The following is a 12,615-nucleotide window of genomic DNA, read 5'->3' on the forward strand; positions in this document are numbered from 1 at the left end:
CGTCTTCTTGGATGTTGGGACGCTTGATCGTCAGCTTTACTCGTTCAGGCGCGGCGTGGTCGTGCCGCCGTCGACCGGCACTGCCGCGCCGGTGATGTAGGAGGCGTCGTCCGACAGCAGGAAGGCGATGGCCTTGCCGAACTCTTCGAGGCGACCGACGCGGTCGATGTGCGACAGCTTGTCGAGATAGGCCTGCCGCGCGGGCGTGCGCGTGAAATGCGGCGGATTGCCGAGGATCACCGCGTTGATGTTGACGCCGTGGCGCGCAACCTCCTTCGACACCGAGCTGACCAGCGCATGCAGCGCGAGCTTGCCCGAGGCGTAGGCGCTGCCCGCCTCCTGCCCCATGACCGCAGAGATCGAGCTGACGCAGACGACCTTGCCATAGCCGCGCTCCACCATGCCGGGCAGCAGCGCGTGCAGCAGCATGGCCTGCGTGAAGAAGTTCATTTCGAAGATGGCGCGGAAGTGGGCGAAGTCCGATTTCGCGAACTCGCCCCAAGGCGTCATCGGCGGGCCGCCGCCGGCATTGTTGGCGAGCAGATCGATACGGCCGTGCCGCGCCACCGCGTCGCGCGCGAGGGTGGCCACGAACGCCGGATCCATGACGCTGCCGACGTGCGTCGAGACCTCGGCGCCGTGGCCACGCAGCTCGTCCGCCGCCTCTTCCAGCCGCCCTTCATCGATATCGTTGATGGCAAGCGCGGCGCCGCCTTTGGCCAGCTCGACCGCGGTGGCGTGGCCGATGCCGCGCCCCGCGCCCGTGACCAAGCCGACGCGGCCGGAGAAGCGGCTCATGCGGCCTGCGCCTTGCGCGCGCGGGGATCCGAGAACATCGGATTGGCGGCGTTGTTGGTCCAGATCTCGTGCCGGACGAAGCGCCAGTCACCGCGCGCCTTGCTGAAGGTGAACAGGTAGGTGCCTTCATGCAGGCCGTGCTGCCATTCGCCCGCCTCCTGCCCGACCAGCGCCATCTGGTAATGGCAGAGCGCCCAGGCGGAGCGGTCGTCGTCACCGATGCGGACGACCTGCGTGCCGATCAGGTGGCGGATCTCCAGCCCCTCGATCTTGGAGAGGTCCCGCGGCGGCGCGACGACGCCCTCGCGCCGCGGCAGGGCGGGCTTGGCATGGAGGCCGATGAGGTTGGCGCGGCCGCGCACCGTCTCGTCGAGCGTGCCCGTCATCACGCGCTCGATATCCTCGTCATACAGGCGCTCGAGCACGTCCCACCTGCGGCTGTCGCAGGCGAAGGCATATTCGTTGATCATCTCCTGGATGCGCAGCTTGTCGGTGAGATACTGGACCTTGGCGTCGAGCGTGGTGCGCTCGCGCTCCACGTCCGGGGTCAGCTCGCGCCAGCGTGTATAGGCATCGAACAGCACGCGTCTCTCCTTGCGATGATGCGATCAGATCGGTCCGCCGCGGCCGCCGCCGACGTTGATGAGCTCGCCATTCACGTAGGCGCCGTCGTCGCTGCACAGGAAGGCGGCGGTGCTGGCAATCTCCTCGGGCTTGCCGAGGCGGCCGGCGAGCGAGAGCTTCGACATGAAGGCGATTTCGGGTTCGCTGCGGTTGCGCTTCATCAGCGGCGTCAGGATCGGGCCCGGCGCGATGGCGTTGGCGCGGATGCCCTGCGCGGCGTGATCGATGGCGAGCGAGCGGGTGAGCGAGATGACCCCGCCCTTGGCTGCGACATAAGCGGGGTTGCGCCCCATGCCTGTCACGCCCGCGCCTGACGCCACGTTGACGATGGCGCCTCCGCCCGCAGCGGCGATGGCGGGAATTGCCGCGCGGCACATCAGGAAGGTGGAGGTAAGATTGAGGCGGATCCAGAAATCCCACTCGTCCAGCGCGAAATCGGTGACGGTCTTGCCCGGGCGGCTGCCGCCGACATTGTTGACGAGCAGGTGGAGCGCGCCGAAGCGTTCGCCGGCAAGCGCGACGGCGCGGGCGGCATCGTCGGCCGAAGTGGCATCGGCCGGGCAGGCGACCATTGCGTCGCCATAGCCGTCGGCGGTTTCGGTCAGGCCAGCTTCGTCAATGTCGGTGGCGATGACGCGCGCGCCGCGATCGGCGAACAACCGAGCGGTCGCGCGGCCGATGCCGCCTCCGGCACCCGTGACCAGCGCCACTCTGCCTGCAAGCTGCATGTCATTCCCCCCATCATGGGGACGAGTGCCGTCGCAACGCGCCACGCTGTTCTGCGCGACGCATCCGAAGTCATCCCCTCTTCTTCGACTCAGCCGATCTTTATCTTTGCTAAGTCTTATAGGTTAGAGACTAGCGACAGTTTTACCGCTTGCGCAACAGCATCACGCCTGCCGCGGCGAGCAATGCCAAGGCAGCAACGATGAAGGCGTTGTGCGTGCCCACCGCGGCGCGCAGCGGCGTCATCACCAGCGGATTGAGGAAGTCGGCGATGTAGAGGACGGTGAACTCCAGCCCGACGGCGCGCGCGCGCAACTCGGCGGGAACGCGGTTCAGCAGGATGCCGCTGATGTGCGGCGGGATCATGCCGCCGCCGCCGCCCGACAGCGCCGCGCCGACCGCCTGCCCGACGAGCGATCCCGAAAAGCCGATCAGCGCCAGCCCCGCCGCCATCATCAAAGTGAGCAGGATCTGCGTGCCGCGCTCCCCCAGGCGCGCGTAGAAGCGCCCATAGAAACCGCCGCAGATGCCGCCGGCCAGCACGCCCGTCGCGATCACCAGCGAGCGGGCAAGCGCACTTTTTACGCCATCCTCGGCCAGCAGGAAGGAGAGCTGGATCGACGTCATGAAATAATTGACGAACAGGAACATCGCGAGGGCATAGACGGGCCACAGCCGTGTCAGCGGGCGGAGCGACGGCCGGGCCCCTGCCCGCACGGTCCGCGCAACGTCGCGCGGCAGGGTCACGGCAAGCGCGAGGATGGCGAAGGCGAGGAGATAGAGCAGGAACGGCGCGCGCCAGCCGCCCACCTCGGCGAGCAGGCCCGACAGGATCAGGCCCGAGACGGCGAAGACGCCGGCGACGGCGCTCTGATAGCCGAGCAGCTTCGCGCGGGCGACGCCTTCGTACCAGCCGCCGACGACCACGCCGATGGCGGTGCCGACCTGCGCGACGCAGAAGCCGAGCAGCAGCCGCGTGGCGAGCAGCAGCGGCAGGCTCTCGATGACGAAGCCGCTCACGCCGAGCAGGCCGTAGGCGGTGAGCGCGGCGATCAGCACCGGCCGCGGCCCGAACCGCTCGACCGAAAAACCGCCCGCAATGCCGCCGAGGATCACCCCGATCGCCGGCATGGTGAGGATCATCTGCGCGGCGAAGGCACCGCCGGTGCGGCCGCCGAAATGATCGGCGATGGTGGGGACCACCGGGCCGAGCGCGGCGAACATCAGCGCCATGAGCGGCGAGGCGCCGAGCAGCGACGCCCTTGCGACGCGCCCGCGCCACCCAGGCGGCACCCCGACGACGGCATGCGGCGCTGCTGCGTCCATCTCCCCCCTCCCCCGGTGTTCCTCAGCCGTGGGCCGCCGCGTGGTCGCGGTCAGCGGGCCTTGTGCTTGCGATATTCGATCCGTGCGATGGCGCGGTTGTGGACCTCGTCCGGCCCGTCCGCGAGGCGGAGCGAGCGGGCCAGCGCATAGGCCGAGGCGAGCGCGAAATCGTCGCACACGCCGCCGCCGCCATGCGCCTGGATGGCATCGTCGATGACCTTGAGCGCGATGCGCGGCCCCGCGACCTTGATCATCGCGATCTCCGCCTGTGCGACCTTGTTGCCGACCTTGTCCATCATGTCCGCGGCCTTGAGGCAGAGCAGGCGCGTCATCTCGATGTCGGTGCGCGCCTCGGCGACGCGCTGTTCCCAGATCGACTGGTCGGCGATGCGTTTGCCGAAGGCCTCGCGCGTCAGCAGGCGGGAGACCATGGCGTCGAGCGCCATTTCAGCCAGACCGATGGTGCGCATGCAATGGTGGATGCGGCCGGGCCCCAGGCGCCCCTGCGCGACCTCGAAGCCGCGGCCTTCACCGAGCACGATATTCGCGACAGGGACGCGCGCATCCTCGAAGATTACCTCGCAATGGCCGTGCGGCGCATCGTCATAACCGAAGACGGGCAGCCAGCGGCCGATGATGACGCCGGGCGTCTCGACAGGCACGAGCAGCTGGCTCTGGCGGGCATGGCGCTCCGCCTCGGGATTGGTCTGGCCGAGCAGGATGAGCAGCTTGCAGCGCGGATCGCCCGCACCGGAAATCCACCATTTGCGGCCGTTGACGACATAATCGTCGCCGTCTCGGACGATGCTGGTCTCGATGTTGGTCGCGTCCGAACTCGCGACGGCAGGCTCGGTCATGGCGAAGGCGGAGCGGATCTCGCCCGCCATCAGCGGCTTCAGCCAGCGCGTCTTCTGCTCCTCGGTGCCGTAGCGATGCAGCACCTCCATGTTGCCGGTATCGGGGGCCGAGCAGTTGAACACTTCCGATGCCCAGGGAATGCGGCCCATCTCCTCGGCGCAGGGCGCATATTCGAGATTAGTGAGGCCGGCGCCGCGATAGTCGCCCGCATCGTGCGGCGATGGCGGCAGGAACAGGTTCCACAGCCCGGCCTCGCGGGCCCTGGCCTTCAGCTCCTCGATCACCGGGAGGACGCGCCAGCGCGTCTGGCCCTCGGCAAGCTCCTGCTTGTAGCGGCCCTGCGCAGGCGCGACATGCGCGGACATGAAGGCGCGGACGCGGTCACGCCATTCGATTTGACGGGCGCTGTAGTCGAAATCCATCAGCTCTCTCCGCGATGCCGGGTCTGCGCGAGCGCCAGCTCTGCGACCCGCTCCAACTGCTCCACCGCTGCCGCCGCATTGGCGGACGAGGCGGTGCCGCGGATCAGGCGGCCCTTGATGCCGTGGATGATCGCCGCCAGCCGGAACAGGCTGAAGGCGAGATGGAAGTCGAGCCGCTCGATCCCGTCGCGCCCGGTGCGGCGGCAATAGGCCGCGACATAATCGGCCTCGCTCGGGATGTTCAGCGCGGGCAGATCAAGCCCGGCCAGCCCGGTCGAGAAACCCGGCGGCATGCGGTAGACCATCAGGTGATAGGCGAAGTCGGCCAGCGGATGGCCGAGCGTCGACAGCTCCCAATCCAGCACTGCGACGACGCGCGGCTCGCTTGGGTGGAAGAGGAGATTGTCGCAGCGGAAATCGCCGTGGACCAGGCTGGTCTCCTCACCCGGCGGGATGTTGGCGGGGAGCCATTCGACGAGCGCGTCGAGCGCCGGAACACGGCCGGCAATCTCGTCGTCGAGATATTGCCGGGACCAGCGCGCGATCTGGCGCTGGAAGTAGTTGCCGGGGCGTCCGTAATCGCCAAGGCCGACCGATGCAGGATCGAGCCTGTGCAGCGCCGCGATGGTGGCGTTCATCGCATCGAAATATGCGGCGCGCTCCGCTGTCGGCACGTCGGGAAAGGCGGTGTTCCAAAAGGTGCGGCCCGCCACCATCTCCATGACGTAGAAGGCGGTGCCGATGACGGCATCATCCTCGCACAGCGCATAAGCATGCGGCACGGGGAAGCCGGCGCTGCCGAGCGCGGTGATCACGCGATATTCGCGGTCCACCGCATGCGCACCCTTGAGCAGCGCGCCCGGCGGCTTGCGACGCAGCACATAATCGCGTGCCGGCGTGCGCAGGCGATAGGTCGGGTTGGACTGGCCGCCGGCGAACTGCTCGACCGTGAGCGGCCCGGCGAAATCCTCGACATGGTCGCGCATCCAGCTGGCCAGCGCCGCCTCGTCGAAGCGGTGCGCCTCCCGAACTGTGACGAGGGCGTCAGCCATCGGCCAGCGCCACATCGCGCGCAGGGATGCGCGACAATTCGTAGGCCGGCTGCTCCATGCCCGTCGTCGGCAACATCTCGCCGTCGCGCGCGGTGATGCGGTCGAGCCCGGCGAGCACGCGCTCGGCGGCATCGTCGCCCGTGCCGACATAGAGGCCCTTGGTCAGCGTGATATGCGCCGCCTCGACACTGCCGGCGCCCGCGCAGAGGATCGTGCCGGTCGGCGCATCGTCGCACACGAGCGCGAGCATGGCGGGGGAGACGGCGGCGGGATCGAGGCCGGCGAGCGCATCTTCCGCCATGATGTCGGCCGTCATCCGCGTCGCGGCCGAGGGGGCGAGGCAGTTGACGTGGATGCCGTGCTTGCGCCCCTCCTGCGCCAGCGTCTTCATCAGCCCGACGAGGCCGAGCTTGGCCGCACCATATTGCGACTGGCCGAAATTGCCCCACAGACCCGACGATGAGGTGGTGAACATGACCCGGCCGTGGCCCTGCGCCGCCATCACGCTCCACACCGCCTTCGTGCAGGTGATCGAACCAATCAGGTGGACCTCGATCACCGCGCGCATGTCGGCGAGGTCCTGCTTGGCAAAGGTGCGGTCGCGCAGGATGCCGGCATTGTTGACGAGAATGTCGATCCGGCCCCACTCGGCCAGCGTGCGATCGACCATCACGGCGACCTGATCGGGATCGGTGACGCTGGCGCCGTCGGCCATTGCCGTCCCGCCGGCGGCGCGGATCTCGTCCACCACCGCCTGCGCCATCGTCAGGCTGTTGCCGCTGCCGTCGCGCGCGCCGCCGAGATCGTTGACGACGACCTTCGCGCCGCGGCGTGCCAGCAGCAAGGCATGCGCCCGGCCGAGGCCCCCGCCCGCGCCGGTTACGATCGCGACGCGACCGCCCAAGTCGATCGCCATGTCCGCAGTCCCCCTTCTTCTCACCGCCTTGGCAGCCATTCAGGCCGTTCTGTTATCCGGCGGGTTGTGCCGGGCAAGGGCGCGAGCGTCGAATATCGATCCCGGATCGAAGGCATCGCAATCGGGCATTTGCGCGGATGCACCGCCGGAGGAAGCATCCTCGGCGATGGAAACGATCGATCCCGAGATGAAGGCGATCCTCGACCGGCGCAACGCGCTGGGGCTGCCGGGCTTCGCGCAGGGCACGCCGGAGGATGCGCGGCGCGGCTTTGCGGCCGCACAGTCGGCATTGCCGCCGCGTCGGGGCCCGGCCATGCAGGTGGAGCGTGACGAGACCGTCATGGGTCCGCGCGGGGCCGTGCCGATCCGCCGCTATATCGCGCATGATAGCGCGCCCACGGGCCGCATCCTCTATTGCCATGGCGGCGGCTGGGTCTTCGGCACGCTGGAGGGGTTTGATCCCGTCTGCCGCCTGCTGGCACAGGCGACGGGCGCGGAGGTGGTGTCGGTCGATTACCGGCTGGCACCCGAGCATCCCTTCCCAGCCCCGCTGGACGACGCTTGGGCGGCGCTGACGGCCGTTGCCGATGGGAGGACGCTGGCAGTGATGGGCGACAGTGCGGGCGGCAATCTCGCCGCCGCTCTGGCGCTGCGGGCCCGCGATCGTGGCGGTCCGCGCATCGACCTGCAGGTGCTGCTCTATCCGGTGCTGTCGCCCGATTTCTCGCGTGGCTCCTACCACCGTTATGGCGGCGGCGAGTATCTGATCTCAGGTGACGACATGCGCTGGTTCTGGGACCAGCATGTGCCGCAGGCCATGCGCGATCATCCGGAAGCCGCCCCGCTAGCGGCGCCCGACCTTGCCGGCCTGCCCGCCTCCATCCTCGTCGTTGCGGGCTGCGATCCGTTGCGCGACGAGGGTGTCGCTTATGCCGAGGCGCTGGGGGCGGCGGGCAATGCGGTGATCCTGCGCGAGCATCCGGGCATGGCGCACGGCTTCTGCACGCTGGTCGACCTGCTGACCGCGGCCAATGCGGAGGTGGAAGCGGTTGGCGGGCTGATCCGGGCGCGGCTCGCCTGAGCGGCGCCGGGTTGCTCAGTCGGATCAATGCTCGTCGTTGAGGAGGTGGCGGACGAGTTCGGTGAAGCGGGCGATCAGCGGCGAATTGCTGCCCTTCGGCCACAACATGCTGATCGGCAGCACGATATCGAGATCCGAAAGCTCGCGCAGCACCACGCCCGGCGGCGTGCGGTCGGAGCGGGCGGCGGTGACGACGCCGAGCCCGATGCGCGCGCCGACCAGTTCGTAGGCGATGTCCACCGCCGCCACTTCGACCGCGATGTTGGGCGACACGCCGCGCGCATCGAATGCGCCCATCATGCGATCGAACAGGCGCGGCGAGATGTGCCGCGCAGGCCAGAGCAATGCCTCGCCGGCGATTTCGTGAAGCTGGACCGAAGGCTTGGCGGCGAGCGGATGATCCTCGGGGAGGACGAGCTGGAAGCGATCCTGCCCCACGGCAAGCCGCTCGAACTGGTCGGCATCGCCGGCCTCGTCGATGACGAAGGCGACGTCCACTTCGTCGGCGAGCAAGCGGCTGCGCTGGGCATCCGACGTGAGCGGAAAGGCGCGCAGCTCGACCGAGGGATAAAGCGCGCGGAACTCGCGCAGCACGACCGGGAGGACCGGCCGGCGCAGCATCGCCTCGGAGAAGGCGACGCGCAGCGTGCCGCGATCGCCATCGGCGATCAGGCGCACGTTGCGGCGCGCATCCTCGATCGACATGAGGATGCGCCGCACATCCTGCGCCAGCACCTGGCCGACGCGCGTGATCGCGACGCCGCGGGCCTGCCGCTCGAACAGCTCGACACCGCCAAGCTCGCGTTCGAGATCGGCAATGCGCCGCGAGAGCGCGGACTGCGCGATATTGAGCCGCTCGGCCGCGCGGTGGAGGTTCTGCTCCTCGGCGACGGCAAGAAAGAACGGGAAATGCTTGGCGATGCGCAGGGTGCGCAATGTCGCCACTTCGCGCGGGACGGCGGGCATGAGCGAGGCCGCCCGAACCTTGTCGCGGGCGGGCAGTTCGGCGACCGACGCGGTGCGGGCCATGCCGTCAGACCAGCTCGACGCGGACCACGGCCCGGCCCGCGACGCCGCGGCCGCGCATCACCACCTCGACGTCGGCGCGATTGCTGCCGTCCACATGCCGCGCCATGACGTGCGAAGCGAGCTCCTCGGGATCGAGATCGTCGTCGCCGAGCTGCATCCAGACGAGCGAAGCGGCTTCCGTGCCCGACCAGCGGCGGACCATCTCGCACAGGCGATCTGCAAGCGGCATACCGGCGACCTGCTCGAGGTGCACGGTCTGTCCCAGACGCACGTCCGCGAAACGCATCGGCATCGCCGCCATCACACTCTCCCCGACCAGGGCTTCTGCCCTTCTATCCTGTAAATGATAGCGGCGAGCGCAGCCTTGTCAATTTCGGAGATCGCTCCGCGAGCATGGCTCGCACTCTTTACTGTTAAAGATTGTTAGTTATGAGGTTGCGGTGAGAGGGAGGAATAGTTGACGAGCACCATCACCGGCTCCGCTGCCGACAGCCTCGCGTTGCGGCGCTCAACTCAACCCGACGCGCTGGTCGCCCCCGGCCCGAGCGCCGCCGAGATCGACAGGTTGGTCGAAATCGCGCTGCGTGTGCCCGACCATGGCCGTCTGACGCCGTGGCGCCTCGTGCTGATCGCGGGCGAGGCCAAGCAGCGCTGGGTCGAGCGGCTGATGCAGATCGTCGAGACGCGGGAGGACGCGGGCAAGACGCGCGTCAGCACGCGCAAGCTGACGAGCGCACCGCTGGTAGTCGTCGTCGTGTCCAAGCCCCTGCCCGGACACAAGGTGCCCGAATGGGAGCAGTGGCTGTCCGCAGGCGCCGTCTGCATGAACCTGCTGAACGGCGCGCATGCCCTCGGCTACGGGGCCAATTGGCTGACGGGGTGGCATGCCTATGACGCGCAGGCCACCGCGCTGCTGGGCCTGGCCGAAGGCGAGAAAGTGGCAGGCGTCGTGCTGGTCGGCAGCATCGCGGAGCCTGCACCGCCGCGCCCCCGCGCCGCGGCGAGCGACGTCGCGCGCTGGCTGGCCATGTGACGCCGGCTCAGGCGCGCAGCGTGTCGGCCTTGATCGTGATGCTCGTGTCGAAGCCGTGACGCCGCTCGCCACCTCCGGAATAATGCTCCCGGATCGCGCGCTCGGCGCTCTGAGCGTCGCCCTCCTCGATCGCGCGATAGATGCGCTCATGCTCGTGCGCGAGCGACAGGCGCACCGCGCGGTCGGAGAAGGTGCCATGGACCGACGGATTGAGCGCGAGCAGATCGACTTGCGCGGTCCACAATTTCTCCAGCGCGCCGACCACCAGGCTCATCGTCTCGTTGCCGCAGTGATTGACGAGTTCGGTGTGGAAGGCGCGCGCCAGGCTGATGAAGGTCTTGGGATCGTCGATCGCGGCCATGCTCGCGTCGATATTGGCGCGCAGCCGCGGCAGCACGGTGGTGCCACGATCGGGCCGCTGCGCAGCCTCCGCGGCGCAGGCCGGCTCCAGCGTGCGCATCCCGTCGATCAGGTCGGCCAGCGACACGCCGCGCGATTCCAAGACGAGGCCGAGCATGTAGGCGGCGGTGCCCGAATGCGGCACATGGACCACCGCCCCGCCGACATTGCCGCGGATGACGGTGATCAGTCCCTCGGTTTCGAGGATGCGGAACGCCTCGCGAATTGCGGGCGGGCTTACACCAAATTCGGAGAGCAATTCCTCCTGCTTCGGCAGCAGATCACCGTCGCCAAGCTGGCCCGAGAGGATGCGCGAGCGCAGGCTGGACGCAACGATCTCGGCGACGCGCGGCTGACGCAGGCGGCGCTTGGGCAAAGGCGCGCTCATGCGTTCGGATACGGCGCTCGCATCGCCCACTGCAGATTCATCGCACCGCTCCAGCGCATTCCGGCCTGCCGCCATAAGCCAGCACCCGATCTTTGCAAGCAAGACGCGCACGCAAGACGCACCGAGGAGAGAGCATGACCACCAATCGCTTTCAGTGCTTCACGATCAGCATCACGCCCTTTGCCGAAGACGGCGCGATCGACGAGGCAGGATTGCGCCGTCACCTGCGCAAATTGGGCGATGCCGGGATCGGCGTCTATGTCGGCGGGGGCGGCAGCGGCGAGGGCTATACGCTGACCCAGCAGGAAACGGACCGGCTGCTTCGCATCGCAGTCGAGGAACTGAAGGGCCGCGTGCCGGTCCGCGCCATGGGGGTGGAACCGCGCACCGCCGGGCAGATGAACGCCTTTCTCGACATGGCGGAAGCCGCCGGCGTCGATGCGGCGCAGGTCTATTCACTGGACGTCGGACATGGCCATATGCCGACCCCGCGCGAACTGGACGCCTATTTCAGCGAAGTCCTGTCGAACAGCCGGCTACCGGCCGTGTTCTCGACCCACCAGTCGGTCGGCTACGTCATCCCCGCGCAGGTGATCATCGACCTGTTCGCGCGGCACGATCACCTGATCGGGCTGAATGTCAGCCACCAGGATCCGGGTTACTTGCGGACGCTGGTGGATGCATTGGGAGACCGGATCGACATCTGCGTCGGCGGGCCCCATCAGGCGCCGCTCGCTCTGGCGCTCGGCGGGCACGGCTTCCTGACTTCGGAAGGAAATATCGCGCCGAAGCTGTGCATGAGCGTGATCGCGGCGGCAAAGGCGGGCGACAATGTCGCGTTTCTCGAACGGTGGGGCAAGCTGATGCGCCTGTTTATGGCGCTCTACGGCAATGGCGGGATCCGCGTCACCAAGGCGCTGCTCGGCCTTTACGGGCTGGCCGGCGGCGTGCCGCGCGCACCGCGCCTGCCGGCCGAGGCAGACGCACTGGCGAGGGCGAAGGCGGTCGTCGAGGAACTCGGGATCGCGGACATCGAAGGCTGGTGAGGCAAAAGGCCAGCGGCGGGTGGCGCCCACCGCTGGCCGAAGCCGTCACTCCGCCGCGACGGGCAGAGCGGGGGCTGGTTCGAGCGTGGGGGTATGTTCGTTGTAATAAGCGGATTCGCGCGACGTATCGATCGTGCGCGCGCCCCGGACGCCGAACTTGCGACGAGCTTCCTCCAGCGGCAGATCAAGCCATTCCTCGTAGCGCGGCAGGAACAGCGCGTCGGAATCCTGCCCGACCTTCATCGCGTAATGCGCCAGATCCCACATCTGAACGAACAGCTCCGGATAATGGAGCGGTCCGCGCATGAACATCGGGATGGTCAGCAGCGTGTTCTGGACGTTGAGCAGGCCCGCCAGTTCTGGCGTGAAGTGACGGAACAGATTCCCGTATTTGAGAAACGCGGGCATGATCTCGCCCAGCGCATCGAAGCCGCCGCCGCTCAGGATGTGCATGATGTCGTGGATCTGCACGCCGCGCAGGAAGAAATATTCAAAGCCTGATCGCGGCTCGAAGCTGGGAATGATATCGACTTCCATCCCCGCGCCAACGAGCTGCTTGTACCAGATGCCGCCGACAGATCCTTCGGGGCAGGACTTCATGTCCTCGCGCGTCAGCCGCGACAGCCAGCGCTCGTCCAGCCAGCGATCGAATTCGGGCCAGTCCCGCCGGGCCTCGTCGAACAATTGCTCGATGCGGCCATGATCCTGCACCGCGCGCACCGCCTCGATCAGCGGCGGGATGCCGAAGGTCGGCGGATAATCGCGCCCGTTGCGGCGGAGCGATTGCGTGACGACCCATTCGCGGATGCGCGCATCGTTGAGATATTTGGATGAGCTAATGAGGACGCTGCTGGGCGTCTCGATCGTCTTGCGACCGCGCTGGAGATAGGGAAGATCGTCTTCGTTCATCGTCCTTG

14 protein-coding genes are annotated in these 12,615 nt (G+C 68.0%); 3 read left to right on the top strand and 11 right to left on the bottom strand.

Features of this window, described 5'->3' with window-relative positions:
- Positions 1–36: 36 nt before the first annotated feature.
- From BM360_RS16930 to BM360_RS16960, 7 genes are all read right to left on the bottom strand, one after another.
- The gene (locus BM360_RS16930) at positions 37–798 is read right to left on the bottom strand and encodes an SDR family NAD(P)-dependent oxidoreductase (protein ID WP_093316354.1); all 762 of its coding nucleotides are present in this window, start codon (positions 796–798) and stop codon (positions 37–39) included.
- The gene (locus BM360_RS16935) at positions 795–1,382 is read right to left on the bottom strand and encodes a nuclear transport factor 2 family protein (protein WP_093316356.1); all 588 of its coding nucleotides are present in this window, start codon (positions 1,380–1,382) and stop codon (positions 795–797) included. Before BM360_RS16935 ends, BM360_RS16930 begins: the two co-directional genes overlap by 4 nt.
- Before the next feature lie 24 nt (positions 1,383–1,406).
- Positions 1,407–2,150 carry an SDR family NAD(P)-dependent oxidoreductase gene (locus BM360_RS16940; RefSeq protein ID WP_093316357.1) on the bottom strand — a complete coding sequence of 248 codons (744 nt, stop codon included), beginning with the start codon at positions 2,148–2,150 and terminating at the stop codon, positions 1,407–1,409.
- A 142-nt stretch (positions 2,151–2,292) separates the two neighbouring features.
- On the bottom strand, positions 2,293–3,474 hold the full coding sequence (locus BM360_RS16945; protein ID WP_093316359.1) for an MFS transporter: 1,182 nt from the start codon (positions 3,472–3,474) through the stop codon (positions 2,293–2,295).
- A gap of 50 nt (positions 3,475–3,524) precedes the next feature.
- On the bottom strand, positions 3,525–4,754 hold the full coding sequence (locus tag BM360_RS16950; protein ID WP_093316360.1) for an acyl-CoA dehydrogenase family protein: 1,230 nt from the start codon (positions 4,752–4,754) through the stop codon (positions 3,525–3,527).
- Complete coding sequence (locus BM360_RS16955) at positions 4,754–5,806, bottom strand: phosphotransferase (protein ID WP_093317388.1); 1,053 nt, start codon at positions 5,804–5,806, stop codon at positions 4,754–4,756. The genes BM360_RS16950 and BM360_RS16955 overlap by 1 nt, the downstream gene beginning before the upstream one ends.
- Complete coding sequence (locus tag BM360_RS16960; RefSeq protein ID WP_093316362.1) at positions 5,799–6,722, bottom strand: SDR family NAD(P)-dependent oxidoreductase; 924 nt, start codon at positions 6,720–6,722, stop codon at positions 5,799–5,801. The genes BM360_RS16955 and BM360_RS16960 overlap by 8 nt, the downstream gene beginning before the upstream one ends.
- Before the next feature lie 166 nt (positions 6,723–6,888).
- Here BM360_RS16960 and BM360_RS16965 point away from each other — a divergent pair, with 166 nt between their 5' ends.
- Positions 6,889–7,803, top strand: coding sequence for an alpha/beta hydrolase (locus tag BM360_RS16965; protein ID WP_093316363.1), 915 nt, complete (start codon positions 6,889–6,891; stop codon positions 7,801–7,803).
- 24 nt (positions 7,804–7,827) lie between these two features.
- On the opposite strand, the gene BM360_RS16970 is transcribed toward BM360_RS16965, so the two are convergent.
- Complete coding sequence (locus tag BM360_RS16970) at positions 7,828–8,832, bottom strand: LysR family transcriptional regulator (RefSeq protein WP_093316366.1); 1,005 nt, start codon at positions 8,830–8,832, stop codon at positions 7,828–7,830.
- A gap of 4 nt (positions 8,833–8,836) precedes the next feature.
- Complete coding sequence (locus BM360_RS16975) at positions 8,837–9,133, bottom strand: hypothetical protein (protein WP_093316369.1); 297 nt, start codon at positions 9,131–9,133, stop codon at positions 8,837–8,839.
- A gap of 156 nt (positions 9,134–9,289) precedes the next feature.
- Here BM360_RS16975 and BM360_RS16980 point away from each other — a divergent pair, with 156 nt between their 5' ends.
- The gene (locus BM360_RS16980; protein WP_207544635.1) at positions 9,290–9,865 is read left to right on the top strand and encodes a nitroreductase family protein; all 576 of its coding nucleotides are present in this window, start codon (positions 9,290–9,292) and stop codon (positions 9,863–9,865) included.
- A 7-nt stretch (positions 9,866–9,872) separates the two neighbouring features.
- Here the strand turns inward: BM360_RS16980 and BM360_RS16985 are convergent, their stop codons facing one another.
- Positions 9,873–10,652, bottom strand: coding sequence for a FadR/GntR family transcriptional regulator (locus BM360_RS16985; protein WP_165611343.1), 780 nt, complete (start codon positions 10,650–10,652; stop codon positions 9,873–9,875).
- A gap of 134 nt (positions 10,653–10,786) precedes the next feature.
- Between BM360_RS16985 and BM360_RS16990 the strand changes: the two genes are divergently transcribed.
- Complete coding sequence (locus tag BM360_RS16990; RefSeq protein ID WP_093316374.1) at positions 10,787–11,698, top strand: dihydrodipicolinate synthase family protein; 912 nt, start codon at positions 10,787–10,789, stop codon at positions 11,696–11,698.
- 45 nt (positions 11,699–11,743) lie between these two features.
- Here the strand turns inward: BM360_RS16990 and BM360_RS16995 are convergent, their stop codons facing one another.
- The gene (locus BM360_RS16995) at positions 11,744–12,607 is read right to left on the bottom strand and encodes a hypothetical protein (protein ID WP_093316376.1); all 864 of its coding nucleotides are present in this window, start codon (positions 12,605–12,607) and stop codon (positions 11,744–11,746) included.
- Positions 12,608–12,615: the final 8 nt, after the last annotated feature.

Source organism: Sphingomonas jatrophae (assembly GCF_900113315.1).
GTDB classification, from domain to species: domain Bacteria; phylum Pseudomonadota; class Alphaproteobacteria; order Sphingomonadales; family Sphingomonadaceae; genus Sphingomonas_P; species Sphingomonas_P jatrophae.